The organism is Acinetobacter sp. P37 (assembly GCF_057480965.1).
Map to the genome: position 1 here is coordinate 313,919 of NZ_JBLIYY010000001.1, position 20,740 is coordinate 334,658.

Genomic DNA, 20,740 nt, shown 5'->3' on the forward strand with positions numbered 1-20,740 from the left:
TTAAATTACACCATACTGTCTTAACAGTGCATTCCAACTGTCAATATTGGTTACAGGAGGCTCATCAGCCAGAATTCCTTTAAGGGAAAGATCTGTACCTTTTTTCCATTCTGGAGACAGGTCTTTATCGACTAGACGTGCGCGCACACCTTCCACAAAGTCTGCATGACGAATTTTCCAATCCGAAATTTGGGTTTCAAGTTCAAACACTTCATTCCAAGAATGTACCTGCTTGCCCCACTGCCATAACAACCATGTTAATGCGGCGGTTGCAGGTGAACCTTTTTGTAGATTTTCACTGGCTTGACGTAACCAATCACTACGCGCATCACTTAAACCTATAATTGATTCATAGTCATGTTCAAAATTATGCCCACGGCACACACTTTGAATCACATCTAACGAGTTTTGTAATGGCCCAGGCCCCACAGGACGATGCATACTATTTAAAGTGTCATCGATGGCACGAAAATCACCCGCTGGATAATGATCCCAATCAATATTGATGACAGTTTCAAGTACGTTATCACGCTGTGCATCACAAATATGCGTTGCCCAGCCGATACCATAAGCACCTGCTGCGGTCATAATCGAGCCGGTTAACCCAGTAAACAACCCTATGGCACCACGGTCAGCGAGGAAACGCGTCGCACCCACATCTGGATACAAACCGATATTAATCTCAGGCATTGCTAAACGTGAATAAGGTGTGACCAAACGGAAAGGTGCAGCCATAAACAGACCTAAACCACCACCCATGACATAACCTTCACCCCAAACCAAAATCGGCTTTGCATAATTATGCAGCAGCAAATCTAGGGCATATTCTTGTTCAAAGAATTTATTCGCCGTTTCAACTTCATCATTGACCACCAATTGTCGCAATTTGCGTACATCGCCACCTGCACAAAATGCTTTTGGCGTAGTGGAATCTAACCAAATCGCTTTTACTGCATCGTCGTGTTGAAAGTCCTGAAAGACTTCAAGCAACGCTGTACAGATTGATTCATCTAATGCATGAAGCGATTTTGGGCGATTCAAGCGAACAATGCGCCAGCCCTTTTTCGCTTCTTCAACAATCAGATCTGGGTGATAATTTTTTGAAACGGGAGAATAAGTCATGCGTCCAGCTGCCAGTCTATTGGCTCAATGCCATTTTGTTTAAGATAATTATTACTTTTTGAAAACACCTTACAACCAAAAAATCCACCGCGGTTTGCAGCCAAAGGTGATGGATGCGCGGCTTTTAGCACCAAGTGCTTATTTTGGTCAATGCGTTGTCCCTTACGCTGTGCATATGCCCCCCATAAAATAAAGACAATATGCTCACGTTGTTCATTTAAAACATCAATCACATGGTCTGTAAAATCTTCCCAGCCACGTTTTTGATGTGAAGTTGGTTGCCCAGCCTCAACAGTCAGTACCGCATTTAAAAGCAAAACACCTTGTTCTGCCCAGCGTGTTAAGTCCCCATGTTTTGACACTGGTACCCCAAGGTCGGTATTTAACTCATGGAAAATATTACGTAAAGAAGGTGGTAATGCAACCCCCTTTTGTACCGAAAAACTCAAGCCATGTGCCTGATTTGGCCCATGATACGGGTCTTGGCCTAAAATCACCACCTTTACATTCGCCATAGGCGTCGTGTTTAAGGCATTAAAGATCAGCGGATTCGGTGGATAAATCACTTTATCCTGTTTGATTTGTTGTAGCAGAAAGTCTTTTAACTCATCCATGCGAGGGCTAAGCAAAAACTCACTTAGGGCATATTTCCAGCTAGGCTCAAGCTGCACTTTAGCTAGTTTTGCTTGTTGCTCTTCTGTTAAAGACATCACTGTTAACCAATCCTAATAAAACCAAATATTTACTTAAATTCTAACTTGTAAATCAACTGCAGGGTTTAAAAATTTTTGACCCTGTTTTAATTTTTCATACATCTGAGTATCGTTCCATTCCGACTGAACCTGTTCGGAGAAGATAATTTGATCTAACTGCAACAACCCCATTTGTGCGTTGTCGATATCTTCTAAGAAGCTTTGCGCATAGCCTGTGTCTGTCTCATGCACAATCACAGAATACACCTCAACATCACCCTCACCATTTTGAGTTTCTGTTGATTTTAGAACTTGTTGTGCCAAGTAAAAGAAGATTCGTGAAAACTGCTCTGCTGAAGGCGATACAGGTAGTTCAACCCAACGTGCGCTGAACTGTTTGCAGGCACGAATGTACTCGGCATCATCGTGTTGCCAAAAACAAATCGCGTGATCAAAACTGTCAAATAAGTCTTTAATTACCCCTTTGAGCAAACCGAAATCGTAAACCATTTGCCCATGGTCAAGTTTCGACGCTTTAAGTAATAGTTCGACTTTATAACTGTGTCCATGAATGGAACGTTTGCAACGGTCTGACGTGCAATTACGCACGATATGCGCGTTTTCAAACTTAAATAACTTACGAATTAACATATGTCGTAATGCAATCAAATAATCTATGGGTTCTCAGAGATTATAATGCAAAAGTCTAACAAGAGGCATTAATTTTGCTATTCAGCACAATTGGGAAAAGGCATCATGAAAATTTAGCGACCTTTAAGACCTAAAATGGTGCCATACTGCGAAAAGCCACATATACATCTTTATCTTTTCGCACTAACTCACTGGTAAATTGACGCTTTCTTTCATTTAAAATAATTTCAATTTGCGCTTTAAAATAGTTCGACTGCACACCCAATTGTGAATTTAAAACTTCCCTATTTTCTGTGCTCACCTGTGCAAATGGCTCCATTGCCCATAAATCATTGATATTTTCGAAATGTTCAAATTTGGCAGCTTTTTGTTGCAAAGCTTGCTCAACTGCATTGACATCTAAACGATCATCCATAGTCGCTAACAAAAATGCAGGAGCGGTATTAATGTTTACCGTTGTTTCATGCGAGGGCAAGCTACTCACATAGGGCGCAATCAGTTTATATTGAGCACCGTCAAAACCACGGACTGATTTCAGCTCTTCCACACTATGAAATTTTGCATTTGGTGGTAGCGCCGCATTATTTAAACCACGATAGTACGCTAGCTCTGCGCCCATCGGGCCAGAGGTCTCATCATCTTCATCTTGCCAATCAATCACGGCTTGACTTAATTCTGCGGGTAAACCAACACGCTGCAATATTTTTTCAAACCATAGCTTTGCTTTGTCATTTACCACACCCTCTTCTGAAACCAAACTATTGAGGTTAAATTTTCCAGATTCGTCTTGGAGCACACCTGCAACAGTTCCACCTTCCACAGGAAAGGCTGGCATAGGCTGAGCCCAATTTTCTTGGAGGTGATCCACCTGCCCTGCATTTTCGGCATCATTTACCAAAAGTTCAGCAAAAAATGCTTCAGCACTTTTCGCATATAACATCGATTGATTTTGGCGCATCACATAGGCGGTGTTTTCAGAAGTATTGGCTTGTTGTTTTGCGATGCCTGCTGCAACTATGGTTGCCAAAGCTACCATCATCAGGATAGTTAACAAAGCGATGCCACGTTGCTGTTTCATACGTAACTCCGAACTTCAAATGACTCTACTACCTGACCGCTAACCATTCTTATTTTTATCCAATAAAAAATCAGTATTTAACAAACTGAATAACCATTCGTAGTTTGTCCCATCAACTGTGAGCTGCATCCTGATACCCCGCGGTAACAGTTGAATGGTTTTTTCATTATTCAAATCAGCGGCAGCATCTGGCCAATTCTCTAACTCATTTGGATTGAGTACCGTGATTTTATATTGTTCAACATTATCCAGTAAAACACTCGAATCTGGCTGATCATGCCCCGTTTGGTTGAGATTTTTAAATTTTAGCCGATACAATTTTTTTTCATCAGCTTTGTATTGATATTCCACTCGCTCGTCAGGTGCAATGCCCTGATTTAATGGATCAGTGACACCTGTCTTACTGAAATTAAATCGGCCATTTTGCAATACTAACGCTGGTTGAATATCTCCATTAATATTGGCAGTTAAGGGCACAGCTTGTACAGTGTCTCTGAGTATTTGCTGATGGGCATCTTGCAACTGACTCAGCCTTGCCTCATGGGTTACGTTTCGTTCCTTCACTTTCGAGACATAATCAAAAACCTTCCAACCCAAAGCAGACAGCACTGCGAAAATAGCAATCGCAACCAAAAGCTCAACTAAGGTAAATCCTGCTTGATTCTTCATTCCTTGCTGTACAAGCACAGGCATATCTTGAGATGTACGTTTTTTTCTAGTTATTATTTTCATCCAACGGAGCCTTATAGTTAAAGAACACCAAACTACTAATCCCTGCTTCTACATCCCCAGTTTCAGCATTCATCAAACTCACTTGGATATCAATCCGTTGTACATTTGGACTAATGGTGGCTTGGGCTTTTTTGTCAATTTGCCATTGTTCGCCTTGTTCAGTGACTTGTTTAGATGCAGTACCCGTCATCCATTCACGATTGATTTCCATCTTAGCGATTTCATTCAGCGCAACGAATTGTGCTTTATTTCTTAAAATTGCGTGTGCTGTCGACTGTGTATACTGCATCGCAACATTAGACAAAGCCATTGCCGCAGTCGCAAAAATCGCCAATGCCACCATGACTTCAAGTAGCGTAAATCCTTTAGCCCCCATTAACTTTCCCTAAATGATCGATTTCGATTTCATTGCCAATGGGACGTTCTTCAAAATAAAACTGTATACGCACAGGCTTCACTTCCCCATTACCTAACCAAATCAACTTGGGTGCATTGGTATTTAACAAATCATCATTATTGGCATTTTCATACTGCTGGTCTAAAGGCTGAATCGTAAAAGAGACATTTTCAGGTAATACTCGGGTTTCAAAGTTTTTATAGTTTTGCCATTTATTATTCTGATTTAAAATACTATTTTCTACACGTTTTTGTTCTGGTAAATATTCTTGTACCGCATAGCTTTGCGTGTTGGCATCTGTTCCAGCTTTTTGCTGCAAGGCCAATATCACAGCTTGATCATTTGCATCACGTAATATTCGTTTCAGATCCATCACAAACACTTCACGTGCCTGCATGGCTTTGCGTTGATCTGTCCCACCGATATTCAAAAGCACCAATGAGGCCATGATGCCCATAATCACAATCACCACCATCAATTCTACGAGGGTGAAGCCACGAACCAATGATGGTGATGCTATTTTCATAAGTAGCCTTTAAGCGAATTGAGCAACCGCATGCACTTGTTTTGGTAAGGCCAAGGCTTGATCAATATACGCAACCCGCAAGGTGTCTCTTGAACCCAAATAACGCTGATAAAAACTAGAGTTCAAAATTGCTGCAGCGCCATGTGTAAGTGACCAAATCGAAGCAAGATAATCACGTACTGGCATGCTACTTTGAATCGACTCCAAATAATGCTCAGTCATACGAATAATCAATCTTAGACGCTGTTTGCGCACTTGATAAAGTTCACTAAACAAGTGTTGAATACCCACACCCGTTGTCGATAAACGCTCTTCAATTTGATGAAACAACACTGTACGTTCTGGGTGATGTAAGTGATGCAACATAAAGAAAGCAAGGTGTTCAGGAAAAGCTTTATCGGTGTCTTTAATCATTTCCAATAACATGCGTTCATTACGAATAATGAGCAACATATATAGTTCATCTTTACTTTGAAAATGTTTATATAACGTCCCTTTTGCCAAGTCGAGTTCTGCCGCTAGCGCATCTAGTGTCATCCCTGCTTCGCCATTTTCCAATAGCAGCTGCTCTGCCACTTGGAAAATTAATGCCTCTCTTGCTCTAAACTGAGCTTGACGATCCATCTTCACCCTATACTCTCTTACTCTTATATCAATTCAAATTATTTACTTAAGATTGAGGAGATTTTCAAAGTTTTGCATTGTAATGAAAGCCATCTCTTCAATTGACTTATCATATACATCACTTAAGGCTTTGGCTACATAAGGAACGTATTTTGGTTCATTAGACTTTCCTCTATAGGGCATCGGTGCAAGGTATGGGCTATCTGTTTCAATCAGCACGCGATCCAGTGGTACTTGCTTAGCCACATCACGTAAATCTTGCGCATTTTTAAAAGAAACAATGCCTGAAAATGACACGTAATAACCACAATCTAAGACCGCTTTTGCTGTTTCCCAATCTTCAGTAAAACAATGCAAAATCCCGTGAGTGGATTTCTCTGCACGGATAATATCCACCGTATCATGCTTTGCAGAACGGGTATGAACAACCACTGGTTTTTTTACAGCTTGTGATGCGTGAATATGGCGGGCAAAGCATTCTTTTTGCTCTGCAATAAAGTCTGTACTATGAAAATAGTCCAGCCCTGTTTCACCAATCGCCCAAACCTTTTCAGGTTGTGCTAATTCAATGAGATATTCTTCTGTTGCCCGAGCCATCGTTGCAGGATCTTCACACGGGTGTACCCCAACGGAATAACCTACATCGGCATGACGTGCAGCAATTTTTGAAAGTTCAATATGGTCATCTAGATCAACCGAGATACTCATAAATTTTGAGACCCCGGCTTGACGAGCCTGATCCAATGCAAGATCTAAATTACCCTCGTAAGGGCTTAAGTCGAGCATGGTTAAATGGCAATGGGTATCTACAAACACAATATGTACCTACAAGTCTTCACTGTTGTAACTACATAGTGTAACTTCTACGCCCCTCAGATTTAAGCCCTGCAAGTAAACGTTCTGCTTCTGTTTTGAAATAAACGCCTTTTTCGCCGCTTAATTGAATTCCAAAGCCTTGTGGTTTAATGCCATTTTGCTTTTGCGAAATCCAAATCACTTTTCCTGTCAAAGGAATTTTTATACTTTGTTCAGGCAAAGTCGCCAATAAGAAAACCTCATCACCCATTTTCACAGCTTGCTTTGATGGTACAAATAAACCGCCACCAACGACATAAGGCATGTAGCTCGCAAAAAGTGTTTCCACATCTGGAATATTAGCGTGAACAATCCCGCCCATACGTGGTTGCATGATGTTTCCCCTTAATTAAACATTCATCAGTTTGATGCAAAGCTCATCTACGACCAGATTCCCCTGTACGTTCTGCTCGATGAACCGCTTAGACTGCTGTAATTCTGTATAAATCCCAAAGAGTGTTTCGAGCGAATATTGCTCTGCCAACACCCCAAAATCCAAATCTATATTTTTTATGGATTGATTTAGCTTGACACAAATTATATCGGACAACAAGTATTCAAACATTTGACTAAAATCACTAAAACTCAGTGCTTTATTCCACTTGCTCGCAATTGCCATCGGCATGTTTTTTTGTGTCACAAGTTTTTGCCAATCTTGTAAAAACTCTTGGCGCATATTTAGCCATTCGCTATTTGCCAATGAAATCGCTTGTAATGGCATTTGACTGGCTAAGTTCATGAGAACTTTGCGCTGGGTTTCACCACTATCGGGCAAATGCTGCTGTAAATATTGCTGTAATTGTTCGGGTTCAATACGATCCAATGCGTAGTGCTGCATTCGACTACGAATAGTTGCCGGCAATTTCAAATAATGCTCTGCCAACAACATAATCACAATGCGTTCGCCAGGCTCTTCCAATGTTTTGAGCAAAGCATTTGATGACGCAATGTTTAATGCTTCAGCAGGCTCAATCAACACAACTCGCCAACCGTCTACGGTTTGCTGCACAAAGGGCAATAAATCACGAATTTTTTCGATTTTAATTTTGGCGTTTTGCTTTTTATTGTCTTCATCTGTACTGATGTGGACAAAATTTGGATGTGTATCTGACTTTAACCACTGGCAACTCCCGCACTCACCACATGGCTCAGTCCGCTCATCACGTTTTTGACACAGCACCCATGCAAGAAATTGTTTTGCAAATGCCTCTTTACCGCAGCCTTTTTTGCCATACAAAAGTACGCCATGTCCCAGTTGTGGAAAACGGCTGGTTAATGTATTCCATGTGTTTTGCTGCCAAGGGTACACTTGCGCCACAATTTCATTTTGCATAAATCGTTTAACCTTATTCGAAGTTTGAAACATCCATGTAGTTCAAACGATCAAGGTCTGCTTGAGTGTCTACACCCGGTGGAAGGTTCGCTTCGGCCACAGCAATGGCAATACGATGACCATTTTCCAAAACGCGTAATTGTTCAAGGCTTTCTAATTTTTCTAGTACACCCATATCCCAAGTGACATATTCTTGAAGGAGTTTTACGCGGTATGCATAAAGTCCTAAATGACGAAAGGCTTGATCATGCAAGGTTTGTTCTACTTGCTTTGCACCATCACGGTCATAAGGAATAGTCGCCCGGCTGAAATACAGCGCTTGATTGTGCTTTGACATCACCACTTTGACGATACTGTTACGTTGAAACTCATCTAGACTATGAATCGGCTCGCAGAGTGTCGACATTGAACATGTCGGCTGATCTACAAGTAATTGTGCAACTTGTTTTACTAGTTGAGCGGGAAGCAAAGGTTCATCACCCTGCACATTGACAATAATGTCATCACTCGCCCAACCTTTGATGCGTGCAACTTCACTTAAACGATCTGTCCCAGATGGATGCTCTGCAGAGGTCAATACCACATCAACCCCTTCCGCACGACATACTGCTGCAATACGCTCATCATCTGTAGCGACACAAAGGTCATCGAATCCTGCAACTTTTTTGGCTTGATCAACCACACGTAAAATCATCGGACGGCCGTGAATTTCAAGCAATGGCTTACCTGGTAAACGTGAACTTGAAAAACGTGCAGGAATAACAATATGTTTCATAAATTAAATGCCTTCGGGAAGTTTCAGACCCAGTTGTTTCAACTGCGCATGCAAAGTTTCATAACACGCAGGTGATAACACTGCATCTACAGGAACAACCCATATTTCTCTTTTAAAATCTGGATTATTTTTGAGGATCGCTAAAATTTTCACTGCATCTTTTTCAGTGGTAATGATGGGATTGGCATCTTCAAACTGCAAATCACTCAGTTCATATTCATAATGATCTGGGAATTCATGACATTGAAATTGATGAATCCCTATATTTTCCAAAGTTTTATAAAATCGTTGCGGAAATCCGATACCCACCACAGCATAGAAATCTTTGTTTGCATCAAATGTCGTCACAAGATCTTTATTGAGCAAATAAGGCTGCGCTGCTTCTAGGTGCATATTCAGTGGAGAACTTGGATCTGCTGAATGCTCAATGACCGTTCCACTGGCAAGGCGCTTTTTCGGTTCACGCAAATAACCTTCGGGTAATAATTTTTCATTACCTAAACCACGATTATTATCCAGTACGATCCATTCCAACTGACGTTGAAGCGCCCAATGCTGCAAACCATCGTCACAGATGATCAAATCCAATTCATGCTTGGATAGTAGCAGCTCAATACTTTGCTGGCGATTTGGACCGACCGCCATTGGCACACCTGTAGACTGAACGATTAAGCTCGGTTCATCACCCACGATTTCAGCCGTCGAGTCTAAATCCACATAGGCCGGAAATGGTCCTTGACCACCATAGCCACGACTGATCACACCAACACGCAGGTTCAAGCTATTTAAATAACTGACCAAGTGAATGAGCAAGGGGGTTTTGCCACTCCCACCCACTGTGATGTTTCCAATAACCATGACTGGAATAGGCGCTTTATAGCTTTGCTTAATACCTGATTGATAGAGTTTTTTATTGAGTAAAAAGCCGCCACGATAAAGCCATGACAAAGGTCTAAACACAACGAGCCACTTTGCCTGTTCATTCCAAGCATCCTGAATCAATTGTGCAAAAGACATGACTTATTTTTCCTCAAAATTACGCTGATGAAGTTGGTAATATGCACCACGTTGTGCCATCAATTCCGTATGCGAACCTTGTTCAATAATACGCCCTTTATCCATCACTACAATACAGTCTGCATTTTCAATGGTCGATAAACGATGCGCAATCACGATCGTGGTACGATCTTGCATCGCAGCGTCAAATGCTTGCTGAATGAAAAATTCAGATTCGTTATCGAGCGCACTGGTCGCTTCATCTAAAATTAAAATCGGTGCATTTTTCAAAATCGCACGCGCAATCGCAATCCGTTGACGTTGACCACCAGACAGATTTAAACCTTGGGCACCCAACGGCGTGTCATAACCTTGCGGTAAATCCATAATAAAATCATGTGCAAATGCAGCTTTAGCAGCAGCAATGACTTGTTCATCTGTTGCATGCTCGAGCTGTCCATAAGCAATATTTTCACGCACAGTACGGTTAAACAAAACCACTTGCTGATTGACCATCGAAATCTGAGTACGCAAGCTATTGAGTTCTATGTCGTGAATATCATGCTGATCAAGCAACAATTGTCCAGAAGACACCTCTTGGTAACGCACCAACAGATTGACCAGTGAGGTTTTACCTGCACCTGAACGCCCAACCAATGCAACGGTTTGCCCTGCATTAACTTTTAAATTGAAGTCATGAATCGCATGGTGACCATCGGCATAGATCAAATTAACATTTTTAAATTCGACATCGCCTTTCAAAGCAGGCTTCAGCGTGCCGTTATTTACTTCTTCAGGCATATCAAGCAATTCAAAAACTGAATAAGCTGCTGCCATACCTCGTTGTAGTTTTTCGTTGACATCCGTCAAGGTTTTAATTGGTTTACTCAGCATACCTGCGGCAGTGATATACGCTACAAACTCACCCGCTGTTGTATCTTGTAAAATCTCAGGGCGTAGCGCGATATACATCACGATACTGAGTGCGATCGACATAATCAGCTGAACAATTGGGCTATTGAGTTGCTGCACCACAACCATTTTTAAGCCGCGGCGTAAGTTCTCCATTGAGCTTTCATAAAAACGTTTTTGTTCATAATCTTGCCCTGCAAAGCCCTTCACCACCAAGTTGCCTTGTACTGTCTCTTGCACCACATGGTTAACATCACCCATGGTATTTTGTACTTGCATGGATAATTTACGCATGCGCTTGGACGCTTTACGAATAATAAGACCAATAATCGGGCCAAAAATCAAAATACACAGGGTTAAACGCCAATTGGTATAGAGCAAATAACCCAATAATGCAATGGTAATCAGACCCTGTTGTACAATCGTTTTCAGTGACTCAGACGATGCCGCCGTCAACTGTTCAACGTTATACATAATTTTTGCAGTGATATGACCGCTCGAATTATCTAAATAATATTGCGAAGGTAAACGCATGAGTTTTGCGAATACTTGCTGACGAATATTAAAGATTAAGTTTCGAGAAATCACTGCGGTAAAATATCCCCCCATGAACAAACCGAGTCCACGGAAGAACATCAATAAAACCACCAAGAGTGGAAATAAGGTTGTAAAGCTTTGATCTTTGTTTTGAATGGCTTCAATAATGCGTTCCAATAATTTTGCGACAGAAACTTCTGTCGCAGCATTAATACCGAAACCAAGCAAAACCAGCAGGCCGATTCCCCAAAAAGGTTTTAAATAACTTAATAGGCGTAAATAGACCTTAAAATCGTGCTTCACTAATAACCTCGAGTTGGAACTTTGGTACTGATGTTGATATTCACAAATCCAAGTTGACCTGCAACATCCATCACCCGAATCACATCTTGATGTGTTGCTTTTGCATCTGCGGCAATCACAAACATTAAATCACGACGATCATTGGCTGTCTGTTTAATTGCAGTATTCAAATCAGAGACTTCTTTACTCGCCAATGACTGACCATTGACAGAATAATGTCCAGTTGAATCCACCACAACTTCAATCTTTTGATCATAGTTTTTAGGTGGAACACCCTGTGCATCTGGCAAAGTCAGATTCATTCGACTCATCTGGTTAAAGGTGGTCGAGAGCAACAAGAACACCAAAATGAACATCAAACAGTCAATCATCGGTGTGAGGTTGATATGAATATCTTCAACCTGACGACGTTTAAATTTCATGCGCAGTCTCCACTCAGCTGGCTTTCTGAATGTCCTGACTTTCTACTTCAGGTGTTTTTTTATAAAACAAAGCGGCATGAAATAACGTCGACTGCTGTTCTAACTCAGCCACATATTCCTGAACCAAACGTTGGAAATAGCGATGCGCAAATAATGCAGGTACAGCAATTAACATACCGGCAGCCGTGGTAATCAAGGCTTTAGAAATACCTGGCATCATCAACACTGGATCACTATTGGTGCCTATATCAATCATTAAGAATGCTTCAATAATACCGATCACCGTACCCAACAAACCTAGTAAAGGTGCAACAGCGCTTAAAGTGCCCAAAAAGTTGATATTTTTTTCTAAATAACCAATTTCTTGTGACGCTGTGACTTCCATTTGCGCACGTGCATATTGCTCGTTTTGATCTTTACTAGCGTAACCTGCGCCCAATACACGACCCAATGTACTTTGTTGTAAAGTTGGACTTTGCTTTAGCTGCTGCACCACATCTTTCACCGATGTGTTTACATTCATCATCAAGTCTTTTGGTAACACCATTGATTTCTTTAAACGAATAAAGCGCTCAATGGTAATGGCTACCGTAAAGATCGAACAAATGACGAGCGGGATCATTAACCACCCGCCCGCTTTGACTAATTCCCACATTTGATTTTCCCCAATAAATCGAATTTAAAAATTATTCAGCTAGACAAATATTTAAAATACCATCTAGCTCTTCAAGAGTATGGTAGCTAATCACCAGCTTGCCTTTCCCTTGTTTATTATGATCAATTTTCACGTCTGCACTGAAACGATCAGAGAGACGTTGTGTCAGTTGTTGAATGTCTGATGAAACAATTGGTTTAGCTTTTTGTTGTTTTGGTGCATTCAAATCACGAACAAATTGTTCGGTTTGACGTACAGACATACTTTTTTCAATCACCATTTCAGCAACTTTAAGCTGATCTTTGGCTTTTAACGTCAAGATCGCACGTGCATGCCCCATATCGAGCAAACCTTGCTGCATAAAGTCTTTGACTTGATCCGCTAAAGACAAGAGGCGTAGCAAGTTACTAATCGTGGTACGTGCTTTACCGACCGTATCAGCAATCTCTTGATGACTTAAACCAAATTCGTCATGGAAGCGTTGTAAAGCCATGGCTTGATCGATTGGGTTCAAATCTTGGCGTTGAATGTTTTCAATCAATGCCAAGGCAATTGCCACTTGGTCACTCAAGTCACGAACAATGGCTGGAACTTCGGTTAAACCTGCAAGCTGAGCCGCACGCCAACGACGCTCACCTGCAATAATTTCGTAGGGATGCTTTTCATCTTCGACAGGACGAATGACGATTGGTTGCATGACGCCATGCTTTTCAATCGATGCAGCAAGTTCTTGTAAATCTTGTTCTTTAATGAAACGACGCGGTTGATACTCACCGCGTTTCAATAAATGCACATCAATTTGTTTTAACTGTCCATGATCTAAAGCTTTTGCTTCGAGCTGTAGTTTTTCTTTTTGGATTGAGCCGAGTAAGGCATCCAGACCACGACCTTTAGCCAGTCCGCGTTTTTTTACGGTCATGCTTTAGTTCCTTTTTTTACTTTGGTTTTTTTTAACATCTCAGCTGCCAAGTTCAAATAAGCAACTGCACCCTTCGAGCTTTTTTCAAAATAAATCACTGGCAAACCGTGCGCAGGCGCTTCAGCCAAACGAATATTACGCGGAATGACCGTGTCATAAAGTTTCTGACCGAAGTATTGTTCAAGCTCAGCAGACACATCACGTGTTAAGGCATTACGCGCATCGTACATGGTACGAAGCACACCCACGATCTCTAGATCTGGGTTTAAAGCTTGCTGAATACGATCAATGGTTTGGGTTAGGTCAGCCAAACCTTCTAGGGCATAATATTCACACTGCATTGGAATAAGCACAGCACGTACTGCTGCAAGGGCATTGACAGTGATCAAACTTAAACTTGGCGCACAATCGATAATAATATAGTCAAAGTCTTTTTCAACGCTTGCCAACGCTTCACGTAAAATAAACTCACGACCGTCTTGATCTGCAATTGCAAGCTCAACGCCAGCTAAGTCACGGTTTGCACCTAAAACTTTATAGCCCACTTCCGCTTTATAAATAGCGGTTTCAATTGGCACTTCACCAAGTAAGACATCCGTGACTGAATACAACAAATCATTTTTTTGAATGCCCGAACCCATCGTGGCATTGCCTTGTGAATCCATGTCCACAAGTAAAACTCGTTTTTTTAATATGGCTAGAGATGCAGCCAAGTTCACAGCCGTTGTGGTTTTACCTACGCCACCTTTTTGGTTTGCAATCGCAATAATTTGAGCCATGGTAACCCCAGTCCTTTGAAAATTTTAAATACGTTTAAGAAAAATTAAATGACGCTGCTCATCAAGTCGTGGAACTTTTAATGCAACGATATCAATCTTGAAATCACTTTTTAGTGTTTCAACTTCTTCTTCAGGAATTAAGCCTTTCATCGACGCGATAATACTTTGCGCATGCATATACGGTTTAGACGCATCCACAAAATCCGTTAACGATGCAAAAGCACGACTGGTGATCACATCAAACTGTCCCAGTTCATTAATGCTGTCTTCATTTTCGACACGTGTTTGTACCGCAATGACATTTTTTAGTTTTAAGTCAGCAATAAATTGTTTTAAGAATCGAATTTTTTTACCGTTGGCATCTAAAAGCACACATTCACGTTCAGGCTGACACAGTGCAATGATCATGCCCGGCATGCCACCACCCGTACCGATATCCAATAAACGACCTGCAGGCAAATCATTTAGGATACTTAAGCTATCCAATAAATGTTTAACCAACATTTCTTTAGGATCACGAATAGCAGTCAAGTTATACGCTTTGTTCCACAGCACTAGGGCATCTTGGTATTTCAGCAATAGATTTAATGCTTCTTCACTCAAATCTAAGCCAAGCTTTTGACTACCTTGCTTTAAGTCTTGAAAAAAAGGATGCATAAAGAAGACATCTCAATAAAAATTAACTGAAGTATACCGATTTCTAAGCCGTGGAACAGTAGCTAACGCTTAGCGAATATGCACTTAATCGTACATGCCTTGGCGAATCTGTAGATCTAGATCACTTAAACGCTCAGGTGTGCCAACATCAACCCACGCAGTTTGCATTTTCTCTGCAGAAATTTTTCCATCCAACATAGCCTGTTTCAATAAAGGTGCGAGCGGACGCTTACCAGCTTCCAATCCATTAAACATATTTGGATGTATAACTGCGATCCCACTATAGGTGAGTGCCTCGCCTGCATGTTCTTGCTCAAAGGTATAACTACGCCCAGCATCCAAGATAAAATCACCCTTCGGATGTTGCGCTGGGTTAGTCACATAGACCAAGTGTGCCAAGTCATCTTTTAGCTCAATATTGAGCAAGGCTGAAAAATCGTAGGTCGTCCAAACGTCACCATTCACCAAAATAAACGGTTCTGTCCCAAGCAAAGGTAAAGCATTAATAATGCCACCGGCTGTTTCCAGACCTTCCGTTTCACGTGTCCAGCGAATATTCACACCAAACTGCGAACCATCACCCAAAGTACCAATCAGGATATCTGCAAGCCATGCAGAATTGATGATGATTTCAGTTACGCCAATTTTTTTTAACTTTTCTATATGCCAAACAATCAGTGGTTTTCCACCCACTTCAAGCAAAGGCTTTGGCTTATACAATGTTAAAGGGCGCATCCGATTTCCGAGACCCGCCGCTAAAATCATGGCTTTCATTATGCAACAACCTCATAAGTGCCGTATTTGGCTTCAAATTTCGGCAATACTTTAGCGCGAATAAATTGCATAAAAGGTTGTAATTCTGCATATGGTTTACTTTCTTCAAGTAAATACCACATCACACGAGGCAAATCTTTGAGATAACCTGACTTACCATCACGCTCAAATAAGCGCACAAAAATACCTAAAATTTTGATATGACGTTGAATCGCCATCAGGTCGGCGTCTTGTTTGAATTGCTCAAAGCTACGATCTTCTTTAGCCGATGCAGGTAACAAATCATAGAACGTCTTAAACCATGCATAAACACGATCTGCATTCCACTGCACATAAGCATCACGTGTAATAGAAATCAAATCATAAGTATCTGCACCAATCACTGCATCTTGGAAATCAATCACGCCTTGATCTTGCTCACCATCAAGTACCATCAAATTACGGCTATGAAAATCACGATGCACAACCACTTGAGGCTGAGCCAATGCAGCATTGGCTAAGATAGCAAAGGTACGTTTAATGAGTGCCGATTCTTCTGCAGTTGGCTGCACTTGTAGAGATGGCAATAACCAATCGGTTAACAGCTCCATTTCAGAAATCAGCTTTTCATAGGCATATGCAGGAAAATGAGCAGTTCCATCAATTGACTGCAATTGAATCAACTGTTTAAAACTTTGAGCATAATGTGCGTCTACGGTTTGATCATTTAACAGCGTAGACAACAAAACATCACCAAAATCTTCCAACAATAAGAAGCCTTGATCGAGGTCTTTGGCCACGATATGTGGTACACGCACGCCATGTGCATCAAAAAATTCATCAATCGACACAAAAGGACCACAATCTTCTTTTTCTGGTGGTGCATCCATGAGCATAAATGTTTTATTATTCAATTTGATTCGTGCATAACGACGGAAGCTTGCATCGCCTGCTAAGAAGTTAATTTCAAATTGATCTGAACCGAGTACAGATGAAATCCATGTTTGTATCAATTGTTCACGTTGTGTATTCATTTGCGATAAATTCTAATACAGGCTGAGTTTTTAAAGTGCTAAGTGTAGCTACTTATCAACTTTTTCTCTATGATGCGACAATAATTAATTGCGATTAAGCATACCTGGTTAATGAGACAAATGAAGCATCAGTTTAAATTTAATCCTTTAGCGACTGCGATCTTAACCCTTCTATGTGGTAGCTCGTTACCAAGCTATGCAGCACCTGTTTCAAACCCGTCCACGGATGACGATACAGAACAACTCAAACAAAGCATTTCAGAAGCTTATCCAGGGCAGCAGTTCTTCGAACAATATTATGTCGATAAATCTGCACCTGAAGCACAGATTCGTAACACCAATCAATTAAGTTCTGCGTTTTGTACAGGCACATGGATTACCCCAGTTGCTCCAACAACAAAAGCTGTTGCCCCAGAAGATGCAACCTCTACCATTACCGCAGACTATGGTCATTTTGATCCGAATGGCGATTCCATTCTTGAAGGTAATGTTCTGATTGACCAAGAAGGTCGTCAAATTCGTGCCGATCAAATCAAAATTGATAAAACCCAAACCTATGCCAATGCTTCAGGCCGCGTGCAAATGGCACAGTCTGGGCTGATTTCACAAAGTGATTCGATTGATTACAATTTAAAAACACAACAGGGTGATTTAAATAACAGCTTCTTTATTGCTGAACAGCAACATGCACATGGTCGTGCTGAAAAAATTTCACGCACTTCAACCGAAACACTCGAATTAGAAAACGCTGTTTATACCACTTGTCCACCCGATGAAAAACCGACATGGAAAATTCAAGCAGACCAAATTAAGCTGAATCAAGAAACCGGTCGTGGTGAAACCAAAGGAACAACACTTTATGTAAAAGATGTTCCTGTGATGGCTGTGCCCTATTTCAACTTCCCGATTGATGACCGTCGTACCACAGGTATTTTGACCCCAACCTTTGGTTTTACCAATGATGGCGGTATTGAACTTGCAGTTCCAGTTTATTTAAACCTTTCGCCAAACTATGATGCTACAGTAACACCACGTTATATTGCAGACCGTGGCGCAATGATGGAAGGCGAATTCCGTTATTTGACAAAAAACTTTGGTTCAGGGATGGTGTGGGGTGGTTATTTACCATCCGACCAAAAGTATGATGATCAGGATCGTAAAGACTTACATTTCCTACATAACTGGAAAATTAACGATCAATTTACAACCAATTTAGAATACAATTATGCATCTGATAAAGACTATTTCTCAGATCTCAATAATAATCCAAACTCAAAAACTGACCTAAACTTACGCCGTGCATGGGAACTCAATTATAAAAATGGTATCCCTGGCCTAAAAGCACAGCTTAAAGTTGAAGACTTCCAAACACTGGATAAAACTGTCAGTGATGAAGACCGTCCATATGCGCGCTTGCCGCAATTCCTACTGAACTACAAGAATGGTAATCCGCTCGGCTTACAGTACGAATTCAATAACGATACAGCGTATTTTAAAAAGAATCTGCGTGGCGATAATATTCCGCAAAACAATAGTGATGCGACAATGTATGAGCCAAGTGGTGCACGTATTTATAACGACTTTAGTGTGCGTTATAACTATCGTAACCCATGGTCTTTTGTAATACCAGAAGTGTCTATTCGTAACGTCAACACGATTTACGACCAAGATACCGTTGATCGTGCAAATACAAATAACAATCACTCTAGTAGTGAAAGTAAATCGGTCATTGTACCGCAATTAACTTTAGATGCGGGTCTTGTGATGGAGCGTGAAGGTCGTTATCTACAAACCTTAACGCCACGTTTCTTTTATGCGTATTCTCCATACAAAAACCAAGACGCTAACCCGAACTTTGACTCAACCACAGCGTCAATTAATTATGACCAATTGTTTAGCCCGCGTCGGTTCTATGGTAATGACCGTTTAGAAGACAACAACTTCGCATCTCTAGGCTTGAGCTATAGTTTATTTGATGATGTTGGTCTTGAGCGTTTAAAAGCTAGCGTGGGTCAAAGTTTCTATTTTGAAGACCGTCGTGTCACACTGAACAACGTCTCTGATAAATTTGATACCGAACGCCATACCGGCCCTGTCGTGAGCATTTCTAGCCAATTATCTGACAGCATCAGTGTGAATGCCAATTCAGCATGGATGGCGAATGGTGATAATGCTCAGCGTGATATTCAAATGTATTACACAGGAAATAAAGGCAATTTATACAATGTCGGTTATTTCTATCGTAAATACATTCCTAACCGCCAAGACAGCTATGACCAAGCAGTAGCATCGTTTATTCAACCTATACACAATAACTGGCGTATTATTGGTCATGCACAATATGACCTCGACAACAGTATTGCGCGTGAATATTTACTTGGTGTGAACTACGAGTCATGCTGCTGGGGTGTTTCAGTTTATGGTCGTTCGTACTATAACGATTTAGATGATGTAACATCTTCAGATGTTAAACCAAAACGTGCCATTATGGCGGAGTTCACCCTAAAAGGTTTAGGTGGCTTCAACAATAAATTAACCTCTTTGCTTGAAAACCGAGTGTTGGGTTTTAACAATATTAATCAATCTTGGACAGAACGTTAATGAAGACAAAACAGTTAAAACAAATTTTTAAAGCGTCAGCCTTGGCACTTTGCCTATCGACTTCTGTATCTGTATTTGCTGCTGCGCAACCTAAAGATGAAATTGTAGCTGTCGTTGACAATAGCGTGATTCTACGTAGTGATCTTAATCAAAGCATTGCCGAGATCACTCATCAATTTCAAGCAAAAAAACAAACCGTCCCACCGACTGAATATTTGCAGCAACAAGCTTTAGAACAGCTGATTTCGCGCCAAGCACAGCTTGAACAGGTTAAACGATATAATGTCAAAGCGGATGAAAAATCGCTCAATGAAGCCGTACTTAAAGTTGCGAAAGATGCCGGCTCTCCAAGCTTAGAAGCGTTTCAGCAAAAATTAGATGCTGTTGCACCAAATACCTATGCAGGTTTACGTGCACGTATCGCTGAAGACATCGCTTTACAACGTCTACGCCAACAGTTGGTCACTTCTCGCATTCAAATCAGTGACCAAGATGTGAAAAACTTCTTAAGCTCACCACAAGGTCAAGCTGCGTTAGGTAATCAAGTTCATGTCTTACATGTACGTGTAGCTAGCAGTGATAATGCCGTTAAAATCGCGGAAGAAATTCGTAAAGAACTTGCAGCAAGCAACGATGTAAAAGCGGTTACTAGCAAATACAGCACCAAAGACATTAAAGTTGACGGTGCCGATATGGGCTTCCGCAACTTATCTGATATTCCAGATGAACTTGCTGCACGTGTAGCACCTTTGCAAGTTGGTCAAACCACTGAACTAATTTCAGTACGTGATGGCGTTCATGTTTTAAAATTGGTCGACCGTAAAAGTGGAGAACAAAAAGCCATTGTTCCTCAATACCAAACTCGCCATATCCTGATTCAACCATCTGAGGTCGTGAGTCCTGAAAATGCCAAGCAAATGATCGACAACTTGTATAATCGCCTGCAAAAGGGTGAAGATTTTGCGGTCTTGGCTTCAACGTTCTCGAATGACACTGGTTCTGCTGCCAATGGTGGTAGTTTAGGTTGGGTTAGCCCAGGTGTGATGGTTCCAGAATTTGAAGCAATGATGAAATCAACAGCGAAAGGTGAAATCAGCAAGCCTTTTCAGTCACAGTTTGGTTGGCACATCCTTCAAGTGACCGATACACGTCAACAAGATATGACACATGAAGTACAAGAACGTATGGCCCGTCAGATTTTAGGTGAGCGTCAATTTGACACTGAACTGGACAGCTGGTTACGTGAAATTCGCAACAATGCCTATGTTGAAATTAAAGATCCTACTCTAGATCGTAAAAAGAAATAAGTGAATAAACAAAAAACCAGCTTCGGCTGGTTTTTTTATGTCGATTCTTATCATCATTCAGCACTTTAGTAATTATTACA

The 20,740-nt window shown here is 41.1% G+C and carries 23 protein-coding genes; 2 read left to right on the top strand and 21 right to left on the bottom strand.

The features are described 5' to 3' along the window. The 21 genes from AC25JC_RS01655 to AC25JC_RS01755 form a co-directional block, all read right to left on the bottom strand. Window positions 1-1,122, bottom strand: a complete 1,122-nt coding sequence (locus tag AC25JC_RS01655; protein ID WP_078188941.1) for an enoyl-CoA hydratase/isomerase family protein — start codon at window positions 1,120-1,122, stop codon at window positions 1-3. Continuing rightward, window positions 1,119-1,832: a uracil-DNA glycosylase gene (gene ung / locus AC25JC_RS01660; protein ID WP_078193660.1), complete on the bottom strand. Its 714-nt coding sequence runs from the start codon at window positions 1,830-1,832 to the stop codon at window positions 1,119-1,121. The genes AC25JC_RS01655 and ung overlap by 4 nt, the downstream gene beginning before the upstream one ends. 36 nt (window positions 1,833-1,868) lie before the next feature. Then, window positions 1,869-2,465, bottom strand: coding sequence for a 6-pyruvoyl trahydropterin synthase family protein (locus AC25JC_RS01665; RefSeq protein ID WP_180077646.1), 597 nt, complete (start codon window positions 2,463-2,465; stop codon window positions 1,869-1,871). Window positions 2,466-2,595: 130 nt separating this feature from the next. Next, complete coding sequence (gene gspK / locus AC25JC_RS01670; RefSeq protein ID WP_486923327.1) at window positions 2,596-3,543, bottom strand: type II secretion system minor pseudopilin GspK; 948 nt, start codon at window positions 3,541-3,543, stop codon at window positions 2,596-2,598. Between the two features lie 39 nt (window positions 3,544-3,582). Beyond that, window positions 3,583-4,212, bottom strand: coding sequence for a type II secretion system minor pseudopilin GspJ (gspJ, locus tag AC25JC_RS01675; protein ID WP_486923352.1), 630 nt, complete (start codon window positions 4,210-4,212; stop codon window positions 3,583-3,585). Between the two features lie 46 nt (window positions 4,213-4,258). Next, a complete protein-coding gene (gene gspI / locus AC25JC_RS01680; protein WP_111885058.1) occupies window positions 4,259-4,651 on the bottom strand; it encodes a type II secretion system minor pseudopilin GspI in 393 nt (130 codons plus the stop codon). Continuing rightward, window positions 4,641-5,198, bottom strand: coding sequence for a prepilin-type N-terminal cleavage/methylation domain-containing protein (locus AC25JC_RS01685; protein WP_486923328.1), 558 nt, complete (start codon window positions 5,196-5,198; stop codon window positions 4,641-4,643). The genes gspI and AC25JC_RS01685 overlap by 11 nt, the downstream gene beginning before the upstream one ends. A 9-nt stretch (window positions 5,199-5,207) precedes the next feature. Beyond that, the gene (locus tag AC25JC_RS01690; RefSeq protein ID WP_078193665.1) at window positions 5,208-5,822 is read right to left on the bottom strand and encodes a TetR/AcrR family transcriptional regulator; all 615 of its coding nucleotides are present in this window, start codon (window positions 5,820-5,822) and stop codon (window positions 5,208-5,210) included. 42 nt (window positions 5,823-5,864) lie between these two features. Then, window positions 5,865-6,638 (bottom strand): TatD family hydrolase, encoded by a 774-nt coding sequence (locus AC25JC_RS01695; RefSeq protein WP_111885060.1) that lies wholly within the window; start codon window positions 6,636-6,638, stop codon window positions 5,865-5,867. 31 nt (window positions 6,639-6,669) lie between these two features. After that, window positions 6,670-7,011, bottom strand: a complete 342-nt coding sequence (locus AC25JC_RS01700) for a PilZ domain-containing protein (RefSeq protein WP_111885061.1) — start codon at window positions 7,009-7,011, stop codon at window positions 6,670-6,672. A 15-nt stretch (window positions 7,012-7,026) separates the two neighbouring features. Continuing rightward, window positions 7,027-8,010 carry a DNA polymerase III subunit delta' gene (locus AC25JC_RS01705; protein ID WP_486923329.1) on the bottom strand — a complete coding sequence of 328 codons (984 nt, stop codon included), beginning with the start codon at window positions 8,008-8,010 and terminating at the stop codon, window positions 7,027-7,029. Window positions 8,011-8,023: 13 nt separating this feature from the next. After that, window positions 8,024-8,785, bottom strand: a complete 762-nt coding sequence (gene kdsB, locus AC25JC_RS01710; protein ID WP_486923330.1) for a 3-deoxy-manno-octulosonate cytidylyltransferase — start codon at window positions 8,783-8,785, stop codon at window positions 8,024-8,026. Between the two features lie 3 nt (window positions 8,786-8,788). Then, a complete protein-coding gene (lpxK, locus tag AC25JC_RS01715) occupies window positions 8,789-9,802 on the bottom strand; it encodes a tetraacyldisaccharide 4'-kinase (RefSeq protein ID WP_078193669.1) in 1,014 nt (337 codons plus the stop codon). A 3-nt stretch (window positions 9,803-9,805) separates the two neighbouring features. After that, a complete protein-coding gene (gene msbA, locus AC25JC_RS01720) occupies window positions 9,806-11,533 on the bottom strand; it encodes a lipid A export permease/ATP-binding protein MsbA (RefSeq protein ID WP_486923331.1) in 1,728 nt (575 codons plus the stop codon). After that, window positions 11,533-11,955, bottom strand: a complete 423-nt coding sequence (locus tag AC25JC_RS01725) for an ExbD/TolR family protein (RefSeq protein WP_078193671.1) — start codon at window positions 11,953-11,955, stop codon at window positions 11,533-11,535. The genes msbA and AC25JC_RS01725 overlap by 1 nt, the downstream gene beginning before the upstream one ends. 13 nt (window positions 11,956-11,968) lie before the next feature. After that, complete coding sequence (locus tag AC25JC_RS01730) at window positions 11,969-12,610, bottom strand: MotA/TolQ/ExbB proton channel family protein (RefSeq protein ID WP_078188956.1); 642 nt, start codon at window positions 12,608-12,610, stop codon at window positions 11,969-11,971. Between the two features lie 31 nt (window positions 12,611-12,641). Further along, window positions 12,642-13,529, bottom strand: a complete 888-nt coding sequence (locus AC25JC_RS01735) for a ParB/RepB/Spo0J family partition protein (RefSeq protein ID WP_111885065.1) — start codon at window positions 13,527-13,529, stop codon at window positions 12,642-12,644. Further along, entirely contained in the window at window positions 13,526-14,308 is a 783-nt protein-coding gene (locus AC25JC_RS01740; protein ID WP_180034688.1) for a ParA family protein, read from the bottom strand. The genes AC25JC_RS01735 and AC25JC_RS01740 overlap by 4 nt, the downstream gene beginning before the upstream one ends. A gap of 24 nt (window positions 14,309-14,332) precedes the next feature. Further along, complete coding sequence (gene rsmG / locus AC25JC_RS01745) at window positions 14,333-14,965, bottom strand: 16S rRNA (guanine(527)-N(7))-methyltransferase RsmG (RefSeq protein WP_180003083.1); 633 nt, start codon at window positions 14,963-14,965, stop codon at window positions 14,333-14,335. Window positions 14,966-15,049: 84 nt separating this feature from the next. Next, entirely contained in the window at window positions 15,050-15,739 is a 690-nt protein-coding gene (murU, locus tag AC25JC_RS01750; RefSeq protein ID WP_180115266.1) for an N-acetylmuramate alpha-1-phosphate uridylyltransferase MurU, read from the bottom strand. After that, window positions 15,739-16,752, bottom strand: a complete 1,014-nt coding sequence (locus tag AC25JC_RS01755; protein WP_180115267.1) for an aminoglycoside phosphotransferase family protein — start codon at window positions 16,750-16,752, stop codon at window positions 15,739-15,741. The genes murU and AC25JC_RS01755 overlap by 1 nt, the downstream gene beginning before the upstream one ends. Before the next feature lie 120 nt (window positions 16,753-16,872). Here AC25JC_RS01755 and AC25JC_RS01760 point away from each other — a divergent pair, with 120 nt between their 5' ends. Continuing rightward, complete coding sequence (locus tag AC25JC_RS01760; RefSeq protein ID WP_180115268.1) at window positions 16,873-19,353, top strand: LPS-assembly protein LptD; 2,481 nt, start codon at window positions 16,873-16,875, stop codon at window positions 19,351-19,353. Next, the gene (locus AC25JC_RS01765) at window positions 19,353-20,660 is read left to right on the top strand and encodes a peptidylprolyl isomerase (protein WP_486923332.1); all 1,308 of its coding nucleotides are present in this window, start codon (window positions 19,353-19,355) and stop codon (window positions 20,658-20,660) included. Before AC25JC_RS01760 ends, AC25JC_RS01765 begins: the two co-directional genes overlap by 1 nt. Window positions 20,661-20,740 lie beyond the last annotated feature (80 nt).

Bases quoted from the DNA above. Each gene is read 5' to 3' on its own strand.
- AC25JC_RS01755 (WP_180115267.1), bottom strand. From the start codon at position 16,752: ATGAATACACAACGTGAACAATTGATACAAACATGGATTTCATCTGTA.
- lpxK (WP_078193669.1), bottom strand. From the start codon at position 9,802: ATGTCTTTTGCACAATTGATTCAGGATGCTTGGAATGAACAGGCAAAG.
- AC25JC_RS01740 (WP_180034688.1), bottom strand. From the start codon at position 14,308: ATGGCTCAAATTATTGCGATTGCAAACCAAAAAGGTGGCGTAGGTAAA.
- AC25JC_RS01760 (WP_180115268.1), top strand. From the start codon at position 16,873: ATGAAGCATCAGTTTAAATTTAATCCTTTAGCGACTGCGATCTTAACC.
- AC25JC_RS01665 (WP_180077646.1), bottom strand. From the start codon at position 2,465: ATGTTAATTCGTAAGTTATTTAAGTTTGAAAACGCGCATATCGTGCGT.
- kdsB (WP_486923330.1), bottom strand. From the start codon at position 8,785: ATGAAACATATTGTTATTCCTGCACGTTTTTCAAGTTCACGTTTACCA.
- AC25JC_RS01735 (WP_111885065.1), bottom strand. From the start codon at position 13,529: ATGACCGTAAAAAAACGCGGACTGGCTAAAGGTCGTGGTCTGGATGCC.
- AC25JC_RS01690 (WP_078193665.1), bottom strand. From the start codon at position 5,822: ATGGATCGTCAAGCTCAGTTTAGAGCAAGAGAGGCATTAATTTTCCAA.
- murU (WP_180115266.1), bottom strand. From the start codon at position 15,739: ATGAAAGCCATGATTTTAGCGGCGGGTCTCGGAAATCGGATGCGCCCT.
- AC25JC_RS01705 (WP_486923329.1), bottom strand. From the start codon at position 8,010: ATGCAAAATGAAATTGTGGCGCAAGTGTACCCTTGGCAGCAAAACACA.
- rsmG (WP_180003083.1), bottom strand. From the start codon at position 14,965: ATGCATCCTTTTTTTCAAGACTTAAAGCAAGGTAGTCAAAAGCTTGGC.
- gspJ (WP_486923352.1), bottom strand. From the start codon at position 4,212: ATGAAGAATCAAGCAGGATTTACCTTAGTTGAGCTTTTGGTTGCGATT.
- AC25JC_RS01725 (WP_078193671.1), bottom strand. From the start codon at position 11,955: ATGAAATTTAAACGTCGTCAGGTTGAAGATATTCATATCAACCTCACA.
- AC25JC_RS01655 (WP_078188941.1), bottom strand. From the start codon at position 1,122: ATGACTTATTCTCCCGTTTCAAAAAATTATCACCCAGATCTGATTGTT.
- AC25JC_RS01685 (WP_486923328.1), bottom strand. From the start codon at position 5,198: ATGAAAATAGCATCACCATCATTGGTTCGTGGCTTCACCCTCGTAGAA.
- AC25JC_RS01765 (WP_486923332.1), top strand. From the start codon at position 19,353: ATGAAGACAAAACAGTTAAAACAAATTTTTAAAGCGTCAGCCTTGGCA.
- AC25JC_RS01730 (WP_078188956.1), bottom strand. From the start codon at position 12,610: ATGTGGGAATTAGTCAAAGCGGGCGGGTGGTTAATGATCCCGCTCGTC.
- gspI (WP_111885058.1), bottom strand. From the start codon at position 4,651: ATGGGGGCTAAAGGATTTACGCTACTTGAAGTCATGGTGGCATTGGCG.
- ung (WP_078193660.1), bottom strand. From the start codon at position 1,832: ATGTCTTTAACAGAAGAGCAACAAGCAAAACTAGCTAAAGTGCAGCTT.
- gspK (WP_486923327.1), bottom strand. From the start codon at position 3,543: ATGAAACAGCAACGTGGCATCGCTTTGTTAACTATCCTGATGATGGTA.
- AC25JC_RS01700 (WP_111885061.1), bottom strand. From the start codon at position 7,011: ATGCAACCACGTATGGGCGGGATTGTTCACGCTAATATTCCAGATGTG.